20 protein-coding genes and 1 pseudogene are annotated in these 25070 nt (G+C 64.0%); 9 read left to right on the top strand and 12 right to left on the bottom strand.

What is annotated here, in order from left to right; genetic code table 11:
- Positions 1 to 30: 30 nt before the first annotated feature.
- From atpD to OH491_RS15020, 3 genes are all read left to right on the top strand, one after another.
- On the top strand, positions 31 to 1455 hold the full coding sequence (gene atpD, locus OH491_RS15030) for a F0F1 ATP synthase subunit beta (protein ID WP_068773147.1): 1425 nt from the start codon (positions 31 to 33) through the stop codon (positions 1453 to 1455).
- An 86-nt stretch (positions 1456 to 1541) separates the two neighbouring features.
- Entirely contained in the window at positions 1542 to 1949 is a 408-nt protein-coding gene (atpC, locus tag OH491_RS15025) for an ATP synthase F1 subunit epsilon (RefSeq protein WP_068773146.1), read from the top strand.
- 340 nt (positions 1950 to 2289) lie between these two features.
- Positions 2290 to 3177, top strand: a complete 888-nt coding sequence (locus tag OH491_RS15020) for a hypothetical protein (protein WP_068773145.1) — start codon at positions 2290 to 2292, stop codon at positions 3175 to 3177.
- Between the two features lie 126 nt (positions 3178 to 3303).
- On the opposite strand, the gene OH491_RS15015 is transcribed toward OH491_RS15020, so the two are convergent.
- The 5 genes and pseudogenes from OH491_RS15015 to OH491_RS14995 all read right to left on the bottom strand — a co-directional run.
- The gene (locus OH491_RS15015; protein WP_068773144.1) at positions 3304 to 4197 is read right to left on the bottom strand and encodes a hypothetical protein; all 894 of its coding nucleotides are present in this window, start codon (positions 4195 to 4197) and stop codon (positions 3304 to 3306) included.
- Between the two features lie 238 nt (positions 4198 to 4435).
- Positions 4436 to 5560 carry a DNA polymerase III subunit beta gene (gene dnaN / locus OH491_RS15010; RefSeq protein ID WP_068773143.1) on the bottom strand — a complete coding sequence of 375 codons (1125 nt, stop codon included), beginning with the start codon at positions 5558 to 5560 and terminating at the stop codon, positions 4436 to 4438.
- Between the two features lie 192 nt (positions 5561 to 5752).
- Positions 5753 to 6679, bottom strand: a complete 927-nt coding sequence (gene pssA, locus OH491_RS15005; protein ID WP_068773142.1) for a CDP-diacylglycerol--serine O-phosphatidyltransferase — start codon at positions 6677 to 6679, stop codon at positions 5753 to 5755.
- 82 nt (positions 6680 to 6761) lie between these two features.
- Positions 6762 to 7112 (bottom strand): type II toxin-antitoxin system RelE family toxin, encoded by a 351-nt coding sequence (locus OH491_RS15000; RefSeq protein WP_068773141.1) that lies wholly within the window; start codon positions 7110 to 7112, stop codon positions 6762 to 6764.
- 153 nt (positions 7113 to 7265) lie between these two features.
- Positions 7266 to 8510 (bottom strand): annotated as a pseudogene (locus OH491_RS14995) (class I SAM-dependent RNA methyltransferase); the annotation flags it as partial.
- Positions 8511 to 8631: 121 nt separating this feature from the next.
- Between OH491_RS14995 and OH491_RS14985 the strand changes: the two are divergent.
- Positions 8632 to 8994, top strand: a complete 363-nt coding sequence (locus OH491_RS14985; protein WP_342750541.1) for a hypothetical protein — start codon at positions 8632 to 8634, stop codon at positions 8992 to 8994.
- 234 nt (positions 8995 to 9228) lie between these two features.
- On the top strand, positions 9229 to 10098 hold the full coding sequence (locus OH491_RS14980; protein WP_342750540.1) for a GTP-binding protein: 870 nt from the start codon (positions 9229 to 9231) through the stop codon (positions 10096 to 10098).
- 90 nt (positions 10099 to 10188) lie between these two features.
- Here OH491_RS14980 and msrB read toward each other — a convergent pair whose 3' ends face one another.
- Positions 10189 to 10767 (bottom strand): peptide-methionine (R)-S-oxide reductase MsrB, encoded by a 579-nt coding sequence (msrB, locus tag OH491_RS14975; RefSeq protein ID WP_425429201.1) that lies wholly within the window; start codon positions 10765 to 10767, stop codon positions 10189 to 10191.
- Positions 10768 to 11279: 512 nt separating this feature from the next.
- Between msrB and nifJ the strand changes: the two genes are divergently transcribed.
- The gene (nifJ, locus tag OH491_RS14970) at positions 11280 to 14906 is read left to right on the top strand and encodes a pyruvate:ferredoxin (flavodoxin) oxidoreductase (RefSeq protein WP_068773139.1); all 3627 of its coding nucleotides are present in this window, start codon (positions 11280 to 11282) and stop codon (positions 14904 to 14906) included.
- Positions 14907 to 15079: 173 nt separating this feature from the next.
- On the opposite strand, the gene OH491_RS14965 is transcribed toward nifJ, so the two are convergent.
- On the bottom strand, positions 15080 to 15496 hold the full coding sequence (locus tag OH491_RS14965; RefSeq protein WP_068773209.1) for a secondary thiamine-phosphate synthase enzyme YjbQ: 417 nt from the start codon (positions 15494 to 15496) through the stop codon (positions 15080 to 15082).
- A gap of 176 nt (positions 15497 to 15672) precedes the next feature.
- Entirely contained in the window at positions 15673 to 16185 is a 513-nt protein-coding gene (locus OH491_RS14960) for a TonB family protein (RefSeq protein WP_068773138.1), read from the bottom strand.
- A 194-nt stretch (positions 16186 to 16379) separates the two neighbouring features.
- Between OH491_RS14960 and OH491_RS14955 the strand changes: the two genes are divergently transcribed.
- Positions 16380 to 17453 (top strand): family 43 glycosylhydrolase, encoded by a 1074-nt coding sequence (locus OH491_RS14955; protein WP_084442749.1) that lies wholly within the window; start codon positions 16380 to 16382, stop codon positions 17451 to 17453.
- A 36-nt stretch (positions 17454 to 17489) separates the two neighbouring features.
- Complete coding sequence (locus OH491_RS14950; RefSeq protein WP_084442739.1) at positions 17490 to 20129, top strand: glycosyl hydrolase 115 family protein; 2640 nt, start codon at positions 17490 to 17492, stop codon at positions 20127 to 20129.
- A gap of 75 nt (positions 20130 to 20204) precedes the next feature.
- Here the strand turns inward: OH491_RS14950 and OH491_RS14945 are convergent, their stop codons facing one another.
- The 3 genes from OH491_RS14945 to OH491_RS14935 form a co-directional block, all read right to left on the bottom strand.
- A complete protein-coding gene (locus tag OH491_RS14945; protein WP_342750539.1) occupies positions 20205 to 20615 on the bottom strand; it encodes a transposase in 411 nt (136 codons plus the stop codon).
- Positions 20616 to 20874: 259 nt separating this feature from the next.
- The gene (locus OH491_RS14940; protein WP_084442737.1) at positions 20875 to 21132 is read right to left on the bottom strand and encodes a hypothetical protein; all 258 of its coding nucleotides are present in this window, start codon (positions 21130 to 21132) and stop codon (positions 20875 to 20877) included.
- Between the two features lie 380 nt (positions 21133 to 21512).
- The gene (locus tag OH491_RS14935) at positions 21513 to 22688 is read right to left on the bottom strand and encodes a MalY/PatB family protein (RefSeq protein WP_068773208.1); all 1176 of its coding nucleotides are present in this window, start codon (positions 22686 to 22688) and stop codon (positions 21513 to 21515) included.
- Positions 22689 to 23114: 426 nt separating this feature from the next.
- Here OH491_RS14935 and OH491_RS14930 point away from each other — a divergent pair, with 426 nt between their 5' ends.
- On the top strand, positions 23115 to 24137 hold the full coding sequence (locus OH491_RS14930; RefSeq protein WP_068773135.1) for a Gfo/Idh/MocA family protein: 1023 nt from the start codon (positions 23115 to 23117) through the stop codon (positions 24135 to 24137).
- 215 nt (positions 24138 to 24352) lie between these two features.
- Here the strand turns inward: OH491_RS14930 and OH491_RS14925 are convergent, their stop codons facing one another.
- On the bottom strand, positions 24353 to 24982 hold the full coding sequence (locus OH491_RS14925) for an RsmD family RNA methyltransferase (RefSeq protein WP_068773134.1): 630 nt from the start codon (positions 24980 to 24982) through the stop codon (positions 24353 to 24355).
- Positions 24983 to 25070: the final 88 nt, after the last annotated feature.

Here is a 25070-nt window from a genome sequence, read left to right as displayed (position 1 = left end):
ATATATCATACATCAGCAAACATATTTAACATGAGCAACCAAACCGGAAAAATCGTCCAAGTCCTCGGAGCCGTCGTCGACGTCCAGTTCGCCGAAAACGCCATGCCCCCCATTTATCAGGCGCTCACCGTCGAATTCACCGCCTCGGGCAAGCAGGAAAAGCTCACCCTCGAGGTCCAGCAGCACATCGGCGAAGGCGTCGTCCGCACCATCGCCATGTCGTCCTCGGAAGGCCTTGTCCGCGGCATGCCCGTCATCGACACCGGCGCGCCCATCTCCGTCCCGGTCGGCGAAGGCGTCCTCGGCCGCATCTTCAACGTCACCGGCGACCCCGTGGACAACAAGGGCCCCGTCCCCCACGAAAAACGCTACCCCATCCACCGCCAGCCCCCGACCCTCATCGACCAGGACACCAAGGCCAACATCCTCGAAACCGGCATCAAGGTCATCGACCTCATCTGCCCCTTCATCAAGGGTGGCAAGGTCGGCGCCTTCGGCGGCGCGGGCGTCGGCAAGACCGTCGTCATCATGGAGCTCATCAACAACATCGCCAAGGCCCACGGCGGACGCTCTGTCTTCGCCGGCGTCGGCGAACGCTCCCGCGAGGGCAACGACCTCTATCACGAAATGTCCGAGGCCGGCGTCATCGACCAGAACGACATCACCAAGTCGAAAATCGCCCTCGTTTACGGCCAGATGAACGAGCCTCCGGGCGCCCGCATGCGCGTCGCCCTTTCCGGCCTCGCCATGGCCGAGTATTTCCGCGACGAGAAAAACCAGGACGTCCTCCTCTTCATCGACAACATCTTCCGCTTCTCCCAGGCCGGCTCCGAAGTCTCCGCGCTCCTCGGCCGCTCGCCCTCCGCCGTCGGCTACCAGCCCACGCTCGCGAACGAAATGGGCATCCTCCAGGAGCGCATCACCTCGACGAAAAAAGGCTCCATCACCTCCTTCCAAGCCGTTTACGTCCCCGCCGACGACCTTACCGACCCGGCCCCGGCCAACACCTTCGCGCACCTCGATTCCACCATCGTGCTCGACCGCGCCATCTCCGAACTCGGCATTTACCCGGCGGTCGATCCCCTCGCCTCCACCTCCAAGGCGCTCGAGCCCGCCATCGTCGGCGAGGAGCACTACGAGGTCGCCCGCGAAGTCCAGCGCGTGCTCCAGCGCTACAAGGACCTCCAGGACATCATCGCCATCCTCGGCCTCGACGAACTTTCCCCCGAGGACAAGCTCACCGTTTACCGCGCCCGCAAAGTCCAGCGCTTCCTCTCGCAACCCTTCACCGTCGCGGAAGTCTTCACCGGCACCCCCGGCCAGTATGTGCCGATCAAGGAAACCATCCGCGGCTTCAAACTCATCCTCGAAGGCGCGCTCGACCAAGTCCCCGAGGGCGACTTCTTCATGAAAGGCGCCATCGACGAGATTTTGCCCAAGGCCAAAGCCCAATGAAAATGACGGATGAAAAATTACGAATGACGAATAAAAACCGGCCCCCTCATTCGTAATTCGTAATTCGTAATTCGTAATTTCTCATCATGTCTCTTACGCTAAAAATCGTCACTCCCGAAGCCGAGGTCTATTCCGACACGATTGAGACCGTGGTCATTCCCACGACGACCGGGGAGATAGGCATCCTGCCCGGGCACATCCCGCTCCTCACCCAAGTCACCGCCGGCGAGCTGCGGGTCACCAAGGACGGCAGGACCAGCGAACTTATCATCGGCGACGGCTTCGCCGAAATCGAGGCCGACACCGTTTCCATCCTCGCGCAGAACGCCATCGAAGAGGAAAAGATCGACTTCGAGGCGGTCGAAAAGGCGCGTCAGCGCGCCGAGGAGGCGCTCAAGAATCGCGAGAAACTCACTCCCGAGGAAATCGCGCGCGACGAGGCGGCCCTCCGCTTTGTCATGGCCCAGCTCGCCCAAAAGAACCGCCGCCGGTGAACCGCGCGACGCTCTCCGCTCCGGCCCGATAAAACATTTCCGTGATCCTCTGTATATAATCGCGTTCCTTTTGCTGATTCAGAAATTCGCCGAGAATTTCATTTTGGTCTGCAAAGGGTATTATATAATATTTTCGATTAACATTGGCGCGGCAGCGCCGGTAGGGCGAAGCCTCCGGCTGAGCCGCGGCTCGTCGAGGACGGGACGCCTCGCCCCACCATTTGGGCCAATGTTGAGAGAAAATACTATATAATCCCGCCTCCTCGCCTCATCCGTGTCTCTGCGGGATGGCCAAAAATAACTTCGCATCCCTCGCGGCCTTCGTGGTTAAAAGCAAGCCATGCAGCCCGCCGCTCCCATTCGCCACGATTTTATCGCGATCGACGAAGGTTTGAACAAAATCTTCCGCATCGACGAAAACCGCTCGTCCACCGAACCCGTCTGGCACATGAGCACCGGCCGCACCCAGGTGCGCGACATGCAGCTCATCGGCGGCAACCGCCTCCTCGTCAGCCATAATCGCGGTTACTCCGAAATCGACCTCGACACCGGCGAAATTCTCGTCGCCGTCGAACGCTTCCTCGGCGTCACCTCCGCCCGCCGCCAGCCCGACGGCAGCACCCTCGTCGCCGGCGTCAACCTCCCCAACCTTCCCGGCGTCTCCCTCCTCGAGCTCGACGCCGGGCATGTCACGCGCCGCCAAGTCCGTTATCCCGGCGACTACGTGCGCCTCATCCGCCAGACCCCCTCGCACACGCTCCTCATGATGTGCGACACCCGCCTCCGCGAGGCGGACTACCTCGGCAACTATCTCCGCGAAATTCCCGTCGACGGCTTCGCGCACATGTGGAAAGCCGTCCCGCTGCCCGACGGGCGCATCCTCGCATCCGCCGGTTACGGCGCCTTTCTGGTCGAGCTCGATCCCGCCGGCCGCGTCCTCCGCAAATTCGGCGGCCGGGCCGATGTCCCCGCCGCAGTGAATCCCTATTTCTACGCCACCTTCCAGCTTCTCGCCAATGGCCACATCGTCCTCGCCAACTGGCAGGGCCACGGCCCCGGTCACGGCGAGTCGGGCGTGCAACTTCTCGAGTTCGACGCCGACACGCAAATCGTCTGGCAGTGGAGCCACCCCGCGTTTATTTCATCGCTGCAAGGCGTGCTTGTCCTCGACGGCCTCGACACCGGCAGACTCCACGACGAGCGCACCGGCCCCATGCTGCCGCTGTAAAGGCGGTATGGATGCCGTTAGTTTGTAGGGCTCAGCCTCCGGCTGAGCCGCGGCACGGCGGGGACGCCTCGCCCTGCCATTTGGGCCAATATTGAAAGAAAATACTATATATATTATTTTCCCGCGCTATTCATACCGCGCGCTGCGGCCGAGGTAATTCAACGACCAGATTTCCTTCCAGACACGAAAGCGCCCCTCGTAGGTGATTTTCCCGTGTTCCTCGCGCTGCGCGTAGGGCATCAGGAAACCGAGCTCGGTGTTGATCTTGTCCATCTCGCGTTGCTGCACGTTCAGGTCCTCCAGCGGCTCGCCGTCCCAAGGTTGTATGATCTCGCCGCGCCGCGCCAGCCGCGCACGGTGGCGTTTATACAAACCTTCCAGCGATACGCGCCAAGGGTTCCGTTCCACGAGCCAGTTCTCGGGATAAAACCCGGCAAAAGGCAAAAACAGGTTGTCCGTCACGTAACGATAGCCGTTCAGCATGCGCGTGGAAAAACTCGCGCACAGCGCGATCGCGCCGCCCGGCTGGGGCAGAAACGTGATTTGCAGCCGCACCACCGCATCCGCGTCCTGATAAACCGACACGCGCAGATAAAGGTCATTGCTGATTTCGGCGCGCAACGCCTGCACCTGCGAAAATCCCCGCGTGCGCAGCCAGTCCCGCACTTTCAGGAAACGCGGGTGCGTGGGCCATTCGTCGCCGGAGGTATTGACGCTGTAATGCGGAAACAACGGCAGCGGACTCATGCTGAGCGCCTTGACCATCATCCAGTTGTAAAGCGTCTCGGCCAGAATCCAGACCAGCAGGCACACGAGCGCAAGCAGCCAGTAGGGCCGGTTGAACCCGCCGATTCTTTGGAAAAGATACGCGGCGCTTCCGGAGAAGACGAGGCAGCGCAGCCAGCGGTTGATGATGGAAAGCACGGGCGAAGCCAGCCGGGCGTTCAGGCGCGCCAGCATGATGACCGCCAAGGCCGCGGCCAGCACCAGCAGGGAGAAATATTCGGTCGTGTTTTCCATGTTTTGCCTTCTCAAGAAACTGACGCGCCCGCGTCTGGCAAGGCGATGCGGAAAGTGTCCGTGTGGAAAGGAGCGCGGGCATTCCTGCCCGCGGGTTTGAACTTATACCAAGTCCCAATTTTAGGTAGGGCGAGGCGTCCCGCCGAGCCGGAGACCGAGCAACGGCTCGGCGGGACGCCTCGCCCTACCTAAATGGCAGAAATGGCCCGCGCTCCTTTCGCGTGGGATGATTTGGCGCTCAACTCAGACGCACCGGCATCACGACGCAGATGAAGCTTTCCAGCGTCTTGAACACGCCGGGGCTCACCTCGTCCTTCACCTCGAAGAAAATCTCGTCCTTCGAAAGCGCGCGGAGCGGGTCGAGGAGGAATTGCGGGTTGAAGCCGACTTGAAGCTCCGGACCGCTGTAGGCGATGGCCATCGATTCGTGCGCCTCGCCGAAATCGGGACTCTGCGCGGTGATTTCGAGCAGGTTGCTGGAAAGCTTGATTTTGACCGAGTTGGATTTCTCGCTGCACACGAGCGCGGCGCGGTGCACGCATTGGGCAAAAAGCTCGCGCTCGAGCTTGATGCGCTGGTGCGTTTCCTTCGGGATGACCTGATTGTAGTTCGGGTAGTTGCCCTCGACGACTTTCGAGTAGAGGTAAACGCTGTCCACGAAACCGGCGCTGTCCTTGTCCACGTTGATCTGGAAGGCGGCGCGGCGGTCGTTGAAGGACACCTTGAGCTTTTCGCCCTTGTCGAGCATGCGCAGGAGCTCGCCCACGGTCTTGGCGGGGAGAATGATGTTTCCGGCGCTCTCGGCGGGGACTTCCATTTCCTTGCTCATGAGCGCGAGGCGGCGGCCGTCGGTGGCGACAAGCGAGAGTTTGCCGTCATTGAAATTAAAATACACGCCGTTGAGGATGAAGCGGGTCTCGTCGGTGGACTGCGCGTAGGCGACGCTCTTGAGCATGGAGACGAGCTCGCCTTGTTCGAGGGTGAAGGATTTCTCTTCGCCAAATTCCGGCAGCGGCGGAAACTCCTCGCGGCCGATGCCCATGATGCGGAAGGTGGAGCCGCCGGAGGTGAGTTTGATCTGGTGTGTGGGCGATGCGTCGAAGGTCACATCGGTGCTGGGCAGTTCCTTGACGATGGTGGCGAGACGCTTGACCGGCAGCGTGACCGCGCCGGGCTCCTTCACCTCGGCCTTCACCTTGCATCGGATCCCGAGATCGAGGTTCGTGGTGGTGAGCGAAATGGAGTCCTTGTCGGCCTCAATCAACACATTGCTCAAGATGGGCATCGTGGCTTTCGAGCCAACGACGTTGAGGACTTGGGCAAGCCCGTTGCTGAAGTGGTCGCGATTGATTTTGAATTTCATGCGCTGCGGTTTTTGGGAAACTAACAAAGGTTAAATAATTCTTAGTTCAATAATGAAGATTTATCCGTATCAGTATGGGCTGTGAAAAACGGGAATAACCAGCCAAATCTCCTTTGAAAATGGCGGGTGGCGCGCTGTGAGCAACCGGGTGCGCAATTCGGAGCAAGGGCGGGGTTTTTCACAATGGGAAAGTTATTCGGAGTTGTTGGGCGGGTTGTTGGCGGACTTGCTCGCAGCGTTTTCAGCCGCCGTCCGCACGGTCGTCTCGGCCCGAAGCGCGGGACGCCGGCGCCAGTGGCGGCAAAGCCCGAAGAAAAGGTAGCCGATGCAGATGCATAGGAATCCTATTTCCTTGTAAAAGAATATGATAGCCAGCAATGCCAGCAGAAACGCAAAGGTGCTGAGGCGGGCGCGCGTCTGCATGCCGATGTTTTTTCCGCTTGGGAAGCGCACCGTGCTCATCATGAGCAATGCGATGAGCAGCATGAGGGGCGGGAGCACCAGCGCCCAGTAATTGAGGTGGCGTTCGTCCTCGGCCATCTCAATGAGGAACAGCACCGTGGCCGCGACGGTCGCGGCGGCGGCGGGCACGGGCAGGCCGATGAAGTCCTTGTTGGATTCCTTGGCGCCGCGGTGCAGGAGGGGGTTGGTGATGACGTTGAAGCGCGCCAGCCGCATCGCCGCGCAAAGCAGGTAGATGAAGCCGACGCCCCAGCCGATGTTGAGCGACCACTCGAAGCCGGGCGCCTGCGAGGGCGAGAGGATGAAGAACGACATCATCATCGCCGGGGCGATGCCGAACGAGATCACGTCCGCGAGCGAATCGAATTCCGCGCCGAAGAGCGATTCGCGCCCGCCCATGCGCGCGAGCCGGCCGTCGAGCGAGTCGAAAAGCGCCGCGCCGAGGATGAAGTAAACCGCGCGGCGGTAATAGTCGAACATCGAGCCGCCTTCGTAAAGGCCGTCGAGCGCGGACTCGGCGAGCTGCGCCTGGATGCAGCAGATGAGCGACATGAAACCGCAGAGCAGATTTCCCGCGGTCATCAAGTTCGGCAGGATGTAAATCCGGCTGGCTTGAGTGACGGTGTAGGGATCTTCGCGCGGGTCGGGTTTTGCCATGGAAGGAGGGAGGTGCGGGAAGGCGAAAAAGGGTGGGGGAGCCGGCGGGCGCGCGGTGAAATCGCGGGCCCGCCGCGCCGGGTTACTTCGTGAGTGTTTCGAGGTATTTCCAGAATTTCGAGTGTTGCTCGACGAGCTGATTTTCCGTCACGGGGAGTTTGTTGCGGAGAAGGAAATCCTCGAGGGAGTTCTTGTGCAGGATGTAAAGGGTGTGGAGCGTCTCGCCGTGCTGCTCGAAGTAGAAGCGGAAATCGCCGGCGCGCAGGCGGTAGAGCGTCTGGCCGTTGCGGTTGAAGCGGCCGAGCGGTTCGCGCGGGTTGGCCAGGTCGGAGGATTTCAGGCTGCTGATGGGCAGGATGACCTCGAGCTGGAGGAATTTGTCGAGCCTGTTGAGCTCGTGCATCGCCTGTTCGGAAAAGGTGACTTGATACATGGCCGGGATTTGGTGCGCGCGAAGGGAGAAGCTAGGCGCGCCCCGCGCCGGATGCAATGCCGGTGTTTTCCCCTCAATCGTTCTCGTTCTCTTACTTCGTTCTCTCTTTTGTTTGCGCAACGTTTCGAGAACGAGAACGATTGAAATACGACATCACCCGTTCACCCGTGCCGTCTTGCGCAGGGTCACCACGCACTCCAGATGCCGCGTTTGCGGGAACAGGTCGAACGGCTGCACCTCGGCGAGTTCGTAGCCGCGCGCGATGAAATGCCGCAGGTCGCGCATCTGCGTCGCCGGATCGCAGCTCACATACACGACGGCGCGCGGCCCGAAGGCGAAGAGCTGGTCGAGGAAATTTTCGTCGCAGCCTTTGCGCGGCGGGTCGATGACCACGACCGTCCCGGCGGGGGGAAACTCCAGCCCGGCAAAAATCGCCGCCGCGTCGCCGGCCTGGAATGTCGCGTTCCCGATGCCGTTGGCCGCGGCGTTCTCGCGCGCGAACGCGATGGAACTCTCGCTGATTTCGATGCCCGCCACGCGCTCAAACGCCGCCGCCGCCGTGAGCGCGAACAGGCCGCTGCCGCAATACGCGTCCACCAGAAACCGCGCGCCCGAGGCCGCCGCTTGGTCGCGGACGTGCCCGGTGAACGCGGGCAGGATGAACGGGTTGTTCTGGAAAAAATCGCGCGCGAGAAAACGCAGCCGCGTGCCGCCCACCGTCTCGGTGATGACACGGTCGTAGTCCGTCGTCACCACGCCGTCCGCGTCGCGCAGCAGGAGGGTCGCGCCGCGGATGAATTCACCCGCCGCCGCGCGCGCGCGGATGTCGGCGCGCATCGTGGCGAGGCGCTGGTTGATGGCGTCGGTGGCGATGTCGCAGCGCGGCACGTCGAGCAGGTCGAAGCGCGTGCCCTGGCGGAGAAACCCGATCGGCAGCGCGGCGGCGGAGGCGGCGGCGTTGCTGGCGATCGCCATCCGCTGCTTGGGATTGTCAGGCCGCTTCGATTTCGAGGTCGGCCTCGGAGTAATTCTTGTGATTGCGAAACACGCGCGCGCGGACGCGCTCGCCCGGCAGCGCAAACGGCACCATCACGACCCAGCCGCCCGGGTTTGCCGGGACGGTGGCGGCATCGGCCGTTGCCGCCGCCGCCTCGTCCAACGGAGCGCGGGCATTCCTGCCCGCGTCGTCGCGGACCGGTTCCGGGCGAAGCGACCTGCCTGCCAAGTCCGCGCCCCTTTTTTCGCCGCCGCCGCCATCCGCCGCCGTCGCGCCGCTGCCGGGCAACGCGACGCGGCCGAGCCCCGCGCCCCGGTTGGTGAGCGTATGGATCTCCAGCACGATTTCCTCGTGATAGCGGAAAGGATGGTCGTTGAAGCGTTTTTTCGCCACGAAGCCACAACAGAAGGGCAGGGGGGCGCGCCTCCGCAACCAAAAGGTTTCCGCCCCGGGAACGATTTTAAGAACCACCTCCCTGCTTGCGCCGCGCCCGCTGGACGCGTTTGTTATGCTACTGCCATCATGAGCTCCTCCGACAATTCCTCCGCCGCCCTCGCCCCCATCCCCGTCACCGTCCTCACCGGGTTCGCGCCGCGGCGACGGCGCGAGCACCTCGACGAGGTCGGCCTCGGAGTAATTCTTGTGATTGCGGAAACACGCGCGCGGACGCGCTCGCCCGGCAGCGCAAACGGCACCATCGTCACGACCCAGCCGCCGGGTTTGCTGGACGGTGGCGGCATCGGCTGCCGCTGCCGCCGCCCTGTCAACGGAGCGCGGGCATTCTGTGGCGTCGTCGCGGACCGGTTCCGGGCGAAGCGACCTGCCTGCAAGTCCGCGCCCCTTTTTCGCCGTTGCCGCCATCCGCCGCCGTCGCGCTGCTGTTAAGCAACGCGACGCGCTGAGCCCGCGCCCCGGTTGGTGAGCGTATGGATCCAGCACGATTTCCTCGTGATAGCGGAAAGGATGGTCGTTGAAGCGTTTTTTCGCCACGAAGCCACAACAGAAGGGCAGGGGGGCGCGCCTCCGCAACCAAAAGGTTTCCGCCCCGGGAACGATTTTAAGAACCACCTCCCTGCTTGCGCCGCGCCCGCTGGACGCGTTTGTTATGCTACTGCCATCATGAGCTCCTCCGACAATTCCTCCGCCGCCCTCGCCCCCATCCCCGTCACCGTCCTCACCGGGTTCCTCGGCGCAGGCAAAACCACGCTCCTCAACCGCATCCTCACCGGGCAGCACGGCAAAAAAATCGCCGTCATCGAAAACGAATTCGGCGAGGTCGGCGTGGACAACCAGCTCGTCATCCAGGGAGAGGAGGAACTGTTCGAGATGAACAACGGCTGCATCTGCTGCTCCGTGCGTGGCGACCTCATCCGCATCCTCGGCCGCCTCCTGAAACGCAAGGACCGGCTCGACGGCATCCTCATCGAGACCACCGGGCTCGCCGATCCCGGCCCCGTCGCGCAAACCTTCTTCACCGACGACGAGATGCGCGCCGCCTACCGCATTGATGCCATCGTCACCATTGTCGATGTCAGGCACATCGTCCAGCACCTCGACGACTCGCCTGAGGTGAAAAAACAAATCGCCTTCGCCGACGTCCTCATCCTCAACAAAACCGACCTCGTCACCCCCGCCGAGCTCGACGCCCTCGAAGCCCGCGTGCGCCGCATGAACGCCGCCGCGAAAATCCACCGCGCCACCAACGCCGGCGTCCCCCTCGCCGCCGTCCTCGACGTCGGCGGCTTCCAGCTCAGCCGCGCCACCGACGAGCTTCTCCGCACCAAGGGCGGTGACATTTACCGCATGAAAGGCGTGCTCAGCGTGAAAGGCGTGAACAAGCGCCTCGTCTTCCAAGGCGTGCACATGCTCTTCGACACCAAGCTCGACCGCGAATGGGGCGGCGACCCGCGGACCAACACGCTGGTTTTCATCGGCAAGAACCTCGACCGCGCCGCCCTGAACGAAGCCTTCAAGGCCTGCCTGGTTTGACGGAGCGGCGGCGTCCCCCGCCGGACGCGTGGATTGGGGAGCAGGCGCGGACAAGCGGCAGGATGCCGCTTCCACTTTCCGCCGTTCGGATTACTTTTTCTCCCGCGCCTTCCGCCACGCATCCACCTCGGCGGCGGGGATGAATTTCATCGCGGCCGAGTTCATGCAATAGCGCAGGCCGGTGGGCGGCGGGCCGTCGTCAAACACATGCCCGAAGTGCCCGCCGCAGCGCGGGCAGGTGATTTCGGTGCGAACCATTCCGTGGCTGGTGTCGCTCGATTTGACGATGTTTTTGTCGGAAACCGCCTCGTAGAAACTCGGCCAGCCGCAGTGCGAGTCGTATTTCGCGTTGGATGAAAACAACTCCAGCCCGCAACCCGCGCACACGTAGATGCCGCGGGCGTGGTTGTCCAGATACTCGCCGGCGCCCGGGCGTTCGGTGCCGCGCTGGCGCAGCACGAAGTATTGCATCGGGGTGAGTTCGGCGCGCCATTCGGCATCCGTTTTTTCGATTTTGTCGGACATGGGAGTGGAAGGTTTGGCGGAAAGGGCGGAGCCCGTCGCGGCTGGCTGGCCGGCGGACGGACTGGACGCGGAACGGGCATTGTTGCAGGCCGCGCCCAACAAAACAATCGCAAGCACCGCCGCCGGAATTGCCACCGCCAGCATGGGCCGGCCCATCGCAAAAACGTGAAGAGCCCGAAATGCCGGGTGTGATTTTTTCATGATGCCTGTCGTCTGGATATCTGGATTCAAAGTCCGGATTCTCGGATTTCCGATGACGAAATCAACCATCTCCCAAAACGTAAAAAAGCGCAAATCCGTGGCGACATTCCCCAACGCATGCTCAAACTGCGCGTATTTTGCGCAGCCCATGTTGCCAATCGCAACAGCTCTTATATGAGATTAAGAATCAGTATTTAATGCAAAAGAGAAATTTCCGATAAATTCATATAAGTATATATAGATTATATTATTATATAAAATCAATAATCGATAAAGCCCATTATTTGCCCGGCTTTAGTCTCAATTACAGAAGGAACATATATCGAGAAATTTTTACAAGCGTAGCCTAGCGAAGAGCAAGATATGCGCAGCATGACAAGAAGTGAGCTGCTAAACTTGACCTCTTCACATAAGGCGTATCTCCGCGCCGCCATTCCATCGCCTTTCCAGATATCATGAAAAATTCCACCACCGCCCACGGCGCCACGATCGACGCCAACGAAGCTGTCGCCTCCGTCGCCTATCGCATGACCGAGGTCTTCGCCATCTATCCCATCACGCCCTCGACTCCGATGGCTGAGGTTATTGATGAATGGGCGGTTGCGAAGAAAAACAACCTCTTCGGCCACGTCCCCGAGATCGTCGAGATGCAGTCCGAGGCCGGCGCCGCCGGCGCCGTCCACGGCGCCCTTCAGGGTGGTGCGCTTTCCAGCACTTTCACCGCCTCGCAAGGCCTGCTCCTGATGATCCCCAACATGTATAAGATCGCCGGCGAGCTCACCCCCTGCGTCTTCCACGTCACCGCCCGCACCCTCGCCACGCACGCGCTTTCCATCTTCGGCGACCACTCCGACGTCATGGCCTGCCGCCAGACCGGCTGGATCATGCTCGCGTCCAACTCCCCGCAGCAGGCCCAGGACATGGCCGCCATCGCGCACTCCACGACCCTCCGCGCGCGCATCCCGGTGCTCCACTTCTTCGACGGCTTCCGCACCTCGCACGAAATCAACACCGTCAAGCGCCTCGACGACGCCGCGCTCAATTCCCTGCTCGACCCCGCCGCCCTCGCCGCCCACCGCGCCCGCGGCCTCACCCCCGACCACCCCGCCATTCGCGGCACCGCGCAGAACCCCGACGTCTTTTTCCAGGCCCGCGAAGCCTGCAACCCCTACTACAACGCCGTCCCCGCCATCATGCAGGAGGAGATGGACAAGTTCGCCCAACTCACCGGCCGCGCCTACAGCCTCGTCAGCTACGAAGGTGCGCCCGACGCCGACCGCGTCGTCGTCATCATGGGCTCCGGGGCCGAGACCACCATCGAGACCGCCAAATGGCTCAACACCAAAGGCCAGAAAACCGGCGTCCTCTCCGTCCATCTCTACCGTCCCTTCCCCGTCGAAGCCTTCATCAAGGCCCTTCCGAAGACCGTCCGCCAGATCGCCGTCCTCGACCGCACCAAGGAGCCCGGCGCCTTCGGCGACCCGCTCTTCCTCGATGTCGCCACCGCCGTCCGCGTGGCCGAGGACGCCGACCACTTCGGTGCCAACACCCGCGTGAAAATCGTCGGAGGCCGCTACGGCCTCTCCTCGAAGGAATACACGCCCGCGCACGCCGCCGCCGTCTTCGAGGAACTCAGTCAAACCAAGCCCCGCCACTCCTTCACCGTCGGCATCAACGACGACGTCACCGGCCTCTCCCTCTCCGTCGATGAAAGCATCGACATCGAGGACACCACCGGCGCGCTCACCCGCGCCGTCTTCTTCGGCCTCGGGGCCGACGGCACCGTCGGGGCCAACAAGAACACCATCAAGATCATCGGCACCGAGGCGGGCAAATACGCCCAAGGCTATTTCGTTTACGACTCGAAAAAATCCGGTGGTTTCACCGTCTCGCACCTTCGTTTCGGCGACCATCCCATCCGCGCGCCCTACCTCATCCGCAACGCCGACTTCGTCGCCTGCCACCAGTTCCACCTCCTCGACACCCAGCCCGTCCTCTCGCACGCCGCCACCGGCGCCAATCTCCTCATCAATGCCCCCGGCGATCCCGAGACCCTTTGGGAACGCCTCTCGGCCGAGACCCAGGCCGAGATCCTTGCGAAAAAGCTCCGCGTTTACGCCATCGACGCCGGGGCCGTGGCCCGCGCCGCCGGGCTCGGCGGCCGCATCAACACCATCATGCAGGTCTGCTTCTTCAAGCTCAGCAAGGTCATGCCGCTTGACCAGGCCATCACCAGCATCAAGGGCGCCATCAAAAAATCCTATTCCAACAAAGGCGAGGCCGTCGTGGCCAAAAACATCGCCGGCGTGGACAGCGCCCTCGCCTCTCTGAAGGAAGTCAAGATCCCCGCCGCCACCAGTTCCACGATTCACCGCCAGCCGCCGGTCCCGACCGACGCCCCCGATTTCGTGCGCAACGTCACCGGCGTCATCCTCGCCGGCCTCGGCGACCAGCTCCCCGTTTCCGCCTTCACGCCCGACGGCACCTGGCCCACCGCCACCGCCCGCTACGAGAAGCGCAACCTCGCCGCCCGCATCCCGGTTTGGGACTCGGCGCTCTGCATCCAGTGCAACAAGTGCGTGCAAGTCTGCCCGCACGCCGCCATCCGCGCGAAATTCTACGATCCCGCGCTGCTCGCCGGCGCGCCCGCCACCTTCAAATCGGTGCCCTTCCGCTCCACCGAGTTCAAGGGCCAGCACTACACCCTCCAAGTCGCCGCCGAGGACTGCACCGGCTGCGAACTCTGCGTCGCCTCCTGCCCCACCAAGAGCAAGGCCGATCCGAACCGCCGCGCCATCAACATGGAGCCGCAGATCCCGCTCCGCGACCAGGAGCGCGACAACTTCAACTTCTTCCTCTCCCTCCCGCAGGTTGACCGCACCAAGTTCAAGGGCGACACCCCGAAGAACGTCCAGTTCTTCGAGCCCCTCTTCGAATTCTCCGGCGCCTGCGCCGGCTGCGGCGAGACGCCCTACATCAAGCTCCTCACCCAGCTCTTCGGCGACCGCGCCGTCATCGCCAACGCCACCGGCTGCTCCTCCATCTACGGCGGCAACCTCCCGACCACGCCCTACACCGTCAACGCCGAGGGCCGCGGACCCGCCTGGGCCAACTCGCTCTTCGAGGACAACGCCGAGTTCGGCCTCGGCATGCGCCTCAGCCTCGACAACGCCGCCTCCCGCGCCCGCCGCCTCCTCGGCCAGCTCGCGGACAAAGCTGGCGCCGATCTCGCCGGCGCGATCCTCGGGGCCGACCAGTCCAACGACCTCGCCATCGCCGAGCAACGCGCCCGCGTCGCCGCGCTGCGCGAAAAACTCGCCGGCATCGACGACCCCGCCGCCCGCGAACTCGCGACCGTGGCCGACCACCTCGTCAACAAGACCGTCTGGATACTCGGCGGCGACGGCTGGGCCTACGACATCGGCTACGGCGGCCTCGACCACGTCATCGCCTCCGGCCGCAACGTGAACATCATGGTGCTCGACACTGAAGTCTATTCCAACACCGGCGGCCAGTGCTCGAAATCCACCCCGCTCGGCGCCGCCGCCAAGTTTGCCGCCGCCGGCAAAGCCAGCGGCAAGAAGGACCTCGGCATGCTCGCGATGACCTACGGCAACGTTTACGTCGCCCGTGTCGCCCTCGGCGCCCGCGACGCCCAGACCCTCAACGCCATCCGCGAGGCCGAGAGCTATCCCGGCCCCTCGCTCATCATCGCCTACTCGCACTGCATCGCGCACGGCTTCAACCTCACCCAGGGCATGGATCACCAGAAACTCGCGGTGGACACCGGCTACTGGCCCCTTTACCGCTTCGATCCGCGCCGCGTGGCCAAGGGCGAGAATCCGCTCGTGCTCGATTCGGCCGCGCCGAAGACGGAGCTCTCGAAACTCACCCGCTCGGAAAACCGCTACGCGCAAATCGCGCGCCGCAATCCCGAGTTGGTGGAACGCTACGAGATCGCCGCGCAAGCCGGGGTCAACGAACGCTACCAGACCTACAAGAAGCTGGCCGAGAAGTGGCCCGCGCCCGAAGCGTCGCCCGCCGCGCCCGCGCCGGCCCCCGAGCCCGCCGCGAAAGCATAACGGAACGAATTTCTTCCATGTAACGCCCAGCACAAAGGGGGCGCGTTGTGAGCAACGCGCCCCTCTTTTTTGGTTCAGGAGGGCCGAGCTCCCGCGAGGCCGTCGCCGGAGGATGCGGGATTTAACCGCGACGGCCTCGCGGGAGCTCGGCCCTCCACAAGCAGGGAAATGCTCTATTCGCCGATGATTTTGACCAGCGCGCGCTTTCTGCGCAGGCCGTCGAGTTCGTAATAAAAAATCTGCTCCCACGGGCCGAAATCGAGCTTGCCGCCGGTCACGGCCACGACGACCTCGCGGCCCATGATCGTGCGCTTCAAGTGAGCGTCGGCGTTGTCCTCGGCGCCGTTGTGCGCGTAGTGCGAATACGGTTTTTCCGGCGCGAGTTTTTCCAACCATCGCTCGAAGTCGGCGTGCAGGCCCGGCTCGTCGTCGTTGATGAACACGCTCGCCGTGATGTGCATCGCGTTGACGAGGCAAAGACCCTCGCGGACGCCGCTTTCCTTCAATGCCGCCGAAACCTCCGGCGTGATGTTGACCAGCCCGCGCCGCCGCGGGATTTCAAACCAAAGCTCCTTGCGGTAGGATTTCATGCGCACGACACAACCGGCAAACCGGACGCGCGGCAAGCGCGGCAACGTCATGCTACCGGAGCAAGCAATTATTTCTTTTCAAATACGCAAAAGCTTTCTCACAACATCCGTCGCGTGGGGCGTGAAAGAGGAAACGGATCATCCCTCCAAAGCTCAAATCTCAAAGGGCGTTGGTATTACTTCCACTCAACCATGCGCGAAGTTGAATCTTTAATAGTGAAATCAAATTGTATCCTGTAATAACCTTCGGTGCTTGGCTTTGGTTCCCATCGGCGCATCGCGACCACCACCGCTTCCACCAGTTCCTGGCTGGTCGCGCTAACGACCAGTGTCGGATAGATTTTTCCATTGGTCGAAACTCTAACGATCAGGTCCACCGTGCCATTTTCATTTCGTTTCGCAACCGCGAATGGATACACTGGCGGACGGACCTTGGGTGGCACATGCTCTTTCAGCCTTCGCATGGTATCGAAGCTACCGCCGATTTTCTTTTGAAGCGCAGTTTTTTCGTCCTCGCTTAGTGGGATGCAATCTATTTGAGGCGGCATTGGTAGTGTTTGAGGGATATCCTCGGAAATCCCCGTCGCGCGGTTTATCGCCATCATCGCCTGGCGTTGTTGCTCGGTCGGTGCCTTGGGTGCGCGCGGTGTGAAATCCAACCGACTCCATGCTATAACAGGCGCAGGCATGACCGGACGTGCCGATTGGCATCCGGAAAAAAGCAGAATTATAATGATGCAGACGTGAGGGGCAGCGCATTTCATGCCCGTGATTATGAGCAATGCCATTCTCCGGGCAATTCTGAAGATACACGACATCTCGCTCTTACTGTTTGCCGGCCCCACGATTGCGCCGGGAAACCGCGCCGCCACATTGCGGCATCATGCCTCGCCTTACCCTTCTTGCCCTCTGTCTCGCGCTGGTTCCCTTGGCCGATGCCGCCGCCGCGCCCGCCGCGACGGAACGCCCCGGCAAACCCGCGCCCAAGCCGCTTTTCCGCGACCCGATCTTTGACGGCGCGGCTGATCCCGTCGTCATCTGGAACAAAGCTGAAGCACGCTGGTTCATGTTCTACACCAACCGCCGCGCCAACGTCGCCGGGCTCGACGGCGTGGCCTGGGTGCACGGCACGCCCGTGGGCATCGCCGAATCCACCGACGGCGGCGCGACCTGGACGCGGCGCGGCGACGCGCGCTTTCACGGCCTGCCCGCGCCGGAGGGCGGCGAAGCCGGGGCGGGAGGGAAGGACGCCCTGCTCACGCACTGGGCGCCGGACGTGATCGGGCACGACGGCCTTTACCACATGTTCCTCACGCTCGTGCCGGGCGTATTCAAGGATTGGAGACACCCGCGCGACATCGTCCACCTGACCAGCCGCGACCTGATCGACTGGCGCTACGAGTCCACCCTCAAGCTCGCCTCCGACCGCGTGATCGACGCCTGCGTGTTCCCGCTGCCCGGCGGCGGCTGGCGCCTCTGGTATAACAACGAGCGCGACGGCAAATCCATCTATTACGCGGACAGCCCCGACCTCTATCACTGGACCGACAAGGGCAAGGTCTCCGGCGTCGGCGAGCGGCCGGGCGAGGGACCGTTTGTGTTTCGCTGGAAAGGCCGTCATTGGATGCTCGTGGATCTCTGGCGCGGGCTCGGCGTTTACCGCTCGGACGACCTGCTCAACTGGACCGCGCAGGCGGACAACCTGCTCGCCACGCCCGGGCGCGGCCCGGACGACGGCGTAAACGGCGGGCACTGCTGCGTCGTCGTGAGCGCCGACGGCGGGCGCGCGTGGTGTTTTTATTTCACGCACCCCGGGCGCGACGGCACCATTTCGCCCGACGACCGGAACGCGTCCGCGCTCCGCCGCAGCTCGATCCAGGTCGTCGAGCTGCGCGAGGAAAACGGCATCCTCTCCTGCGACCGCGACGCCGTCACCCGCATCGACCTGAAGCCTTGATTGCGCCGCCAGCGGCCAACGCCTACTATCTCTTTCATGCCATCTGCCTCATTCCGTCATGCCTTGATCGCGCTCGCGGCCCTTTGCCTCGCGGCGTGCGTTTCCCGCGCGGATGATTCCGCCCGCGCCGGGTTCACCCTTTTCTCGCCGGAGGGCGCGGCGGGTATCCTGTTTTCAGATACAGATCATAAGGTCGTCGCCATCGCCGCCCGTGATCTTGCCGCCGACATCGGGCGCATCTCCGGACGTGAGCCCGCATTCGCCGCGCTTCCCCCTTCGTTCGATTTTCAGCCTTCAGCCCCCGGTTTTTCCCCCGCCGCCGTCCTCATCGGCACGCTGGGCCGCAGCCCGCTCATCGATGCGCTGGTTTCCTCCGGCAAACTTGCCGCCGCCGACATCGCGCCGCTGCGCGGGCAGTGGGAAACGTTTCTCATCACCGTGGTCGACGACCCTTTTCCCGGCTCCAGCATCGCGCGCGCCCTCGTCATCGCCGGCAGCGACCGGCGCGGGACGGCGTTTGGCGTTTACGAGCTCTCGCAGATGATCGGCGTGTCGCCCTGGCACTGGTGGGCCGACGTCGCCCCGTCGCCAAAAACCGAATACACGCTTCCCGCCGGCGCGCGCGTTTTCGGGCCGCCCTCGGTCAAATACCGCGGCATCTTCATCAACGACGAGGACTGGGGGCTCCAGCCGTGGGCGGCGAACACCTTCGAGCCGGAGCATGGCGGCATCGGCCCGAAAACCTACGCCCGCGTCTTCGAGCTGCTGCTCCGCCTGAAGGCCAACACGCTCTGGCCCGCGATGCACAAATGCTCGCCCGCCTTCAACAGCAATCCCGCCAGCGCCGCCCTCGCCGACGACTACGCCATCGTCATGGGCACCTCGCACGCCGAGCCCATGCTCCGCAACAACGTCACCGAGTGGACCGCGCCCGCCGCCGACTACAATTACACCGCCAACCGCGACGGCGTGCTCCGCTACTGGGACGAGCGCGTCGCGACCAACGCCCGCTACGAAAACATCTACACCCTCGGCATGCGCGGCATCCACGACAGCGGCATGGTCGGCCCGAAAACCGACGCCGAACGCATCGCCGCGCTGGAGCAAATCTTCGCCGACCAGCGCGCGCTCCTCGCCAGGCACATCCCGGACACCGCCGTCGAGCGCATCCCGCAGATGTTCTGCGCCTACAAGGAAGTCCTCGGCCTCTACCGCCAGGGCCTGCGCGTCCCCGACGACGTGACGATCCTGTTTCCCGACGACAACTTCGGCTACATCCGCAATCTTCCGCCGCCCGCCGCCGCTGGCGGCGGGCAAGTGGCAAGTGACAAGTTGCAAGTAACAAGAGCGGACAGCGCCGCGCCGTCCGCCGAAACTCCGCATTCCGCATTCCGAACTCCGCGTTCGTCCCATCCCGGCGGTTTCGGCATCTACTACCACATCTCCTACCTCGGACGGCCGCTCGCCTATCTCTGGCTCTGCACCACGCCGCCCGCGCTCATCTGGGAGGAAATGAACAAGGCCCACGCCCACGGCGCGGACCGCATCTGGATCGTCAACGTCGGCGACATCAAGCCCGCCGAGGCCTGCACCGAGTTCTTCCTGCAAATGGCCTGGGACATCCGCCGCTGGCGCCGCGAAAATCTCGACCGGTTTTGGCCCGAATGGGCCGCGCGCGAATTCGGCGCCGAGGCCGCGCCCGACATCGCGCGCGTCATGGAAATGTATTACCAATTCAACTACGAACGGAAACCCGAGCATCTCCAATGGTGGCTCCCGCGCGAGAAGCCGCGTCCCTCCGACCTCGCGCCCACCGGCCTCGAACGCCGCCGCGCCGCCGCGCTCACCATGCAGGAACTGCTCGCCGGCCTGCGCCACCGCATCCCCGCGCACAAGCAGGACGCCTTTTACCAGCTCGTCGATTATCCCGTGCAAGGCTCCATCCTCGCCAACAACCGCTACCTCGCGGGCGAGGAGGCCGCGTTGAAGGGACTCGGCGGCGACGATGCCACGCTGCAAAAACTCGGCTACCTCGGCGACGTGCTCAACGTGCAGCTCGCCCGCCTCACCCGCCGCTACAACACCCAAATCGCCGGCGGAAAGTGGAACCGCCTGATGCAACTCGAACCCGCCGACGGCGACTGGAAAAGCATGCGCATCGCGCCCTGGCGCGTGCCCGCCTTTCAGACTCCGCTCCCGCCGCGCCCCGCCGATCCCGTGGCCGTGCCGCGCCTCTCCGGGGCCGCGCCCGGCGCGGCCAGCCGCTGGGTGCCGGTCAACGGTCTCGGACGCGCGGGCACCGTCCACGTCATCGAGCCGGTGACCGCCGCCGCCATCCCGTCCGACCGCGCCGCGACCGACGCCCCCGCGCTTCTCTACGAGCTTCCCGCCGACCTCGAAACCCGCGCCGCCGGAAAACCGCTTTTCCTGCGTATTCATATTTTACCTACACATGCCATCGACGGCGGCGGGCAGCTCCGGCTCGCGCTCTCCATCGACGGCGCCCCGCCGCAACTGCTCACCCTCGACATTGACGACGGCGGCCCCGCCTGGGCCCAAGGCGTCCTGGCCAACCGCCGCACGATTTCCGTGCCGCTCCCCGCCACCGCCCGGACGGTCCGCCTCCACGGCATCGATGCCAGTGTGGTCGTGGACCAGATCACCATTGAGCATTAGGCAAGACCTGCCGGGTAAAAAGATGTGCGCGCCACCGGGACTGCCGGTGCGCCACCCGTAGCGCAGCAACGGTGATCAACGCGCAAGAGAAGAGTTAGGATATTTGAGGAGAAGATAGAGCAGTTCGATGAGTTTGCGCATGAGGGCGGAGAGAGCGACTTTGACGGGTTTGCCGCGTGCGCGGAGGCGCTGGTAGAAGGCGCAGAGAACGGGGTTGTGGCGGGCGGCGCTCAGTGCGGCCATGTAGACGGTTTTGCGCAGGCGGTGGCGTCCGCCCTCGATGTGGCGGGATTTGTCGCAAGTGCCGCTTTGGTTGGGGAGGGGTGCGACGCCGAGCAGGGCGGCGGCCTGGCGCTTTTCGAGCGAGCCGAGCTCGGGCATGAGGGCGAGCACGGCGGCGGTGGTGACCGGGCCGACGCCCTGGACCTGGGCGCAGCGTGCGGCGCGGTCCGCCAGGTCGCGGTCGGCGGCAATCACGCGTTCCATCTCGGCGCCGATCTGCTTGATGTGCCGCTCCAGCAGGGCGCGGCGCGCGGCGGTCAGGCCTTCGAGCAGGGGCAGGCCGGTGGCGTGCTCGGCCGTTGGCGTCTTCGAGCGCCTCGACCAGGGCCTCGCGCGCCTGGAGCAGTTCGCGCAGCACCGCCTCGGCTGGGACGGGCGCGCGGCTGGCGCGCAGTTTTTCGGTTTTGCGCGCGAACAGGCTGAGCAGGCGCGCGTCGATGCGGTCGGTCTTGGCCAGGATGCCCTAGGACCTGGCGAACTCGCGCACGCGCCTGGGGTTGACCACGCTCACGCGCACGCCGGCCTGGTGGCAGGCGCGCGCGAGGGCTCTTTCATAGCCGCCGGTGGCCTCGCACACGACCCACGCGCGGGCGGGCAATTGCGAGAGGAAACGCAGCAGGCCCGCAGGACTCTGCGCGAAGCTCGTCACGTCCTTGGGCAGGTCCGCGACGAAACTGGACTTGGCGAGATCAACGCCAATGTGTTTATATTGGTTTGGCATGGCAGGACTCCTTCTTATCGAGACGCGCTCAAGGGCGCAGACAACGGTTCGAGTTGCTGCCAGCGGTGCCCGCCGGGTCTGTCGCTGCGCTGCGAGCTCCAGGGCTCATGGCATCCCATCAGACTTTCGGCGGACAGGGGAGGGGCGTCCTGCAGGACGCCCCTCCCCGAACCTCTGGCCAAGACCGGCTTCGTTATAGGACTGCGCCTGTCTTGGCCAGTGTCCTATAAGGCATCCTGCCTGCCGTCGAAACCGAAGGCGCGAAGCGCCGCTGACCCTCCAAGAAACAAATGAGCGCTTCGCGCGATAAAATAACGACGGCAGGCAAGGATGCCTGCGCTACGCTACGCCTGCGCCGCCCCACGCGCCGTCTGTCCGGGTTATTTTCCCGCGGCGAGGATGCCGGCTTTCAGGCGGCGCAGGCCTTCCTCCAGCGTGGAGCGGGGACAGCCGAAATTGATGCGGACGTTTTGGCCGGGCGGGGTGCCGAAATACGCGCCTTCGCTCAAACCGACGCCGTGCTGCTCGAAATGCCCGACCGGGTCCTTCAGCCCGAGCGCGCCGACGTTGAGCCAGCCGAGATAGGTGGCCTCGATGGGCGCGTCGATGGTCACACCGGGAAGATCCCGCTCGACGTGACGGACGAGGAGGTCGCGGTTGGCGCGCAGGTAGCCGATCAAGGTGCGGCGCCACGGTTCGCAGTGCCGGTAGGCGGCCGCGCAGGCCGCGTAGCCGAACGCATTGACCTCGGCCACGATCCCCGCGGAGGCGCGCACAAAGGCGGCGCGGAGTTTCGGGTCGCTGATGATGGCGAACGAGGTGCCCAGGCCGGGAATGTTGTAGGTCTTGCTCGGCGCCATGAGCGTGATGGTGCCGGCGGCGATCTCGTCGTCGAGCGAGGCGACCGGCGTGTGCCGGCGGGACTCGTTGAGGATGAGGTCGCAGTGAATCTCGTCGGAGCAAAGGAGGATGCGATGCTCGAGGCAGAAGGCGGCGAGCCGGAGGAGTTCGTCGCGGTCGAAGACGCGCGCGACGGGATTGTGCGGGTTGCAGAGGAAATAGAGCTTGGTGCGCGGGGTGACGGCGGCGGCGAGGGCGTCGAAATCAATCGACCAGCGGCGCGCGGCCGAGTCATAGGCGAGCGGGACGGCCAGCGCCTCGCGTCCGGAGTTGCGCGGCGCGGTGAGAAACGGGGGATAGACGGGCGTGTTGCAGACGACCTGGTCGCCGGGCTGCGCGAAAGCCTGGGCGGCGAGATTGAGGCCGACGACGAGGCCGGGCAGCCAGACGATCCACGCGGGGTCGATGCGCCACGCATAGCGGGACTGCATGGACTGCACCACCGCCTCGACCTCGGCCTTGGTGGGGCGGGCGTAGCCGAAGATGCCGTGCGAGGCACGGAGGTAAAGCGCTTCGAGCACCGCGGGCGGCGACTGGAAGTCCATGTCGGCCACCCACATGGGCAGGATGTCCCGGCCGGCGTATTTCTGCCACTTTTGCGAGTCGGTTCCCGCTCGCGGCCAGACAGTGTCGAAATCAAATTTTCGCGGTATCATGATGGTTCTGCGGCCCGCCGTTTTTGTCGGCGGGAGCAGCGAGGGAAAACGGAAATCCCGTGTTTTGAAATTCCAAATCCCAAAAAAATCCAAATCCCGGTTAACAACTGATATCGCGCGCAGGATGGCGAGGCATGGGCGGGAACGCCCATGCCTCGGCGCTTCGCGCCGCCAATGCCGGCAGGATGCCGGCGCTCCCAGTCGCTGTCGCGTCCGTGTCGCGGGTGCAACTCAAAGTGATGTCACCGCCGGAATCTTTCCTCTTTATTCTTTATCTTTCCTCTTTCTCCCTGCCCGTTCCTGACGAAAGAGAAAGATAAAGAGGAAAGAAGAAAGAGGGAGTGACACCACTTTGAGTTACACCCCGTGCCGCGCCTTTTGGGATTTGTGTTTTCAAAACACGAAACTTTCCCGTGTAGTCGCCGTATGAAACCAAAACTGAAATGGGGCATTCTCGCGACGGGCGGCATCGCCAAAAAATTCGCCTTGGGCGTGGCGGCGTCGCGCACGGGCGTGGTGGTGGCGGCCGGGAGCCGGACGGAGGAATCGGCGCGGCGCTTCGCGGGCGAGCACCGCATCCCGCGCGCGCATGGCAGCTACGAGGCGCTGCTGGCCGACCCGGAGGTGGCCGCGGTGTATGTCGCCACGCCGCACCCGGGGCATCTCGAATGGGTGCTGAAGGCGGCGGAGGCGGGCAAGCACATCCTCTGCGAAAAACCGCTCGGCATGAGCCGCGCGGAGGGCGCGCGGATGATCGACGCGGCGCGGCGGCACGGCGTGTTCCTGATGGAGGCGTTCATGTATCGCTGCCACGCGCAGACCTTGAAGATCGCGGAACTGGTGCGCGACGGCGCGCTGGGCCGCGTGGGGCTGGTGCAGGCGGCGTTCGGCATCAACCGGCCCTTCGATCCGAAGTCGCGCCTGTGGGCGCGGGAGCTGGGCGGCGGCGGCATCCTCGACGTGGGCTGCTACCCGGTGTCGTTGTCGCGCCTCGTCGCGGGCGCGGCGGCGGGAAAGGCGTTTCTCGACCCGGTGGAGGTGACGGGCGCGGGGCTGGCGCACCCGGAGACAGGCGTGGATGTTTACACGGCGGCGACGCTGCGGTTCGAGACCGGGATGATCGCGCAGGTGTCGGCCGGAATCGGCCTGCAACAGGACAACAGCGCGCGCATCTACGGCACAAAAGGCTGGCTGCATGTGCCGTGGCCGTGGAAGCCGACGCGCAACGGCGACGCCGACGCGCGCATCTGGCTGCACCGCGAGGGCGCGGCGGCGCCGGAGGAGATCGTGCTGCCCTTTGCCGGCGACGAATACGCGCTGGAGGCCGACGTGGTGGCGGAGGCGATCGCCGCCGGCCGCGTGGAGGCCGCGCCGATGAGCTGGGCCGACACGCTCGGCAACCTCGACACGCTCGACCGCTGGCGAAGCGCGGCCGGGGTGGCGTATTGAGGTTTTGGATATAATAGAGCAATTTTCGTTTATTCTGTCGCATGTAGGGCTCGACCTTGCGTCGAGCCGGGATGGCATGGATGAAGGAGCCGCGTTGCGCACTGGAAACATCGCGGCCTGACGCAAGGTCAGGCCCTACGGGGCCGCTGTTTATTTGCGACAGAATAAACGAAAATTGTTCTAGAATACGAAATGGAGCCTCGCTTGCGGGACTCCTACATGGCCGCGCTCTTTTTATAAAACGCCGCAGTGGGCTGGCGGGCACCTTTGCCGAGGCGTTTGGCGCATTCCCAGCCGGCGGGCGCGGCGAGGGTGAGCTCGCCGGGCATCTCGAAGATGATCACGGGATCGGGATGCGGCGCGAGGAGCGCGGCCAGCATCGCGAAGATGCGCGGGGCAAATTCCGGGATGATTTCGTAGGGAGGATCGATAAAAACCAGATCGGGCGGCGGCGCGCCGGGCGCGGGTGTCCAAGTGAGCGCGTCGGTTTGCGCGATGGCGAGGCGGGCGGCGATAGCGTGAGGAGCGGTGTCGCGGGCAGGAATGCCCGCGCTCCCGGAAGAGCCGGCAGCGGCGCTTTGGGCGACGGCCTCGATGTTGCGCCGCAGGCAGGCGGCGGCCTTCGCGTTTTTTTCCACGAACACGCCGCCCGCCGCGCCGCGGCTCACGGCCTCGAGGCCGTAGGCGCCGCTGCCCGCGCAAAGATCGAGAAACCACGCGCCGGGCACGCGCGACGCGATGCTCGAAAAAACCGCTTGGCGCATCCCGTCCGTCGCCGGGCGCACCGCGTCACCCTTGGGAACCGCGAGCGGAATGCCGCGGGCGATGCCTCCGGTGATGCGCATGATTCAAGGACGGCTTCGCCGCGGTTCAGGGTCTGGTTTTATAACCACAAAGAACGCAAGGAACTCAGAGAAAACTATATTCTCCAAT

The sequence above is a fragment of the Termitidicoccus mucosus genome, from assembly GCF_038725785.1.
GTDB classification, from domain to species: Bacteria; Verrucomicrobiota; Verrucomicrobiia; order Opitutales; family Opitutaceae; genus Termitidicoccus; species Termitidicoccus mucosus.
This window is presented reverse-complemented; position numbering and strand designations above follow the sequence as displayed.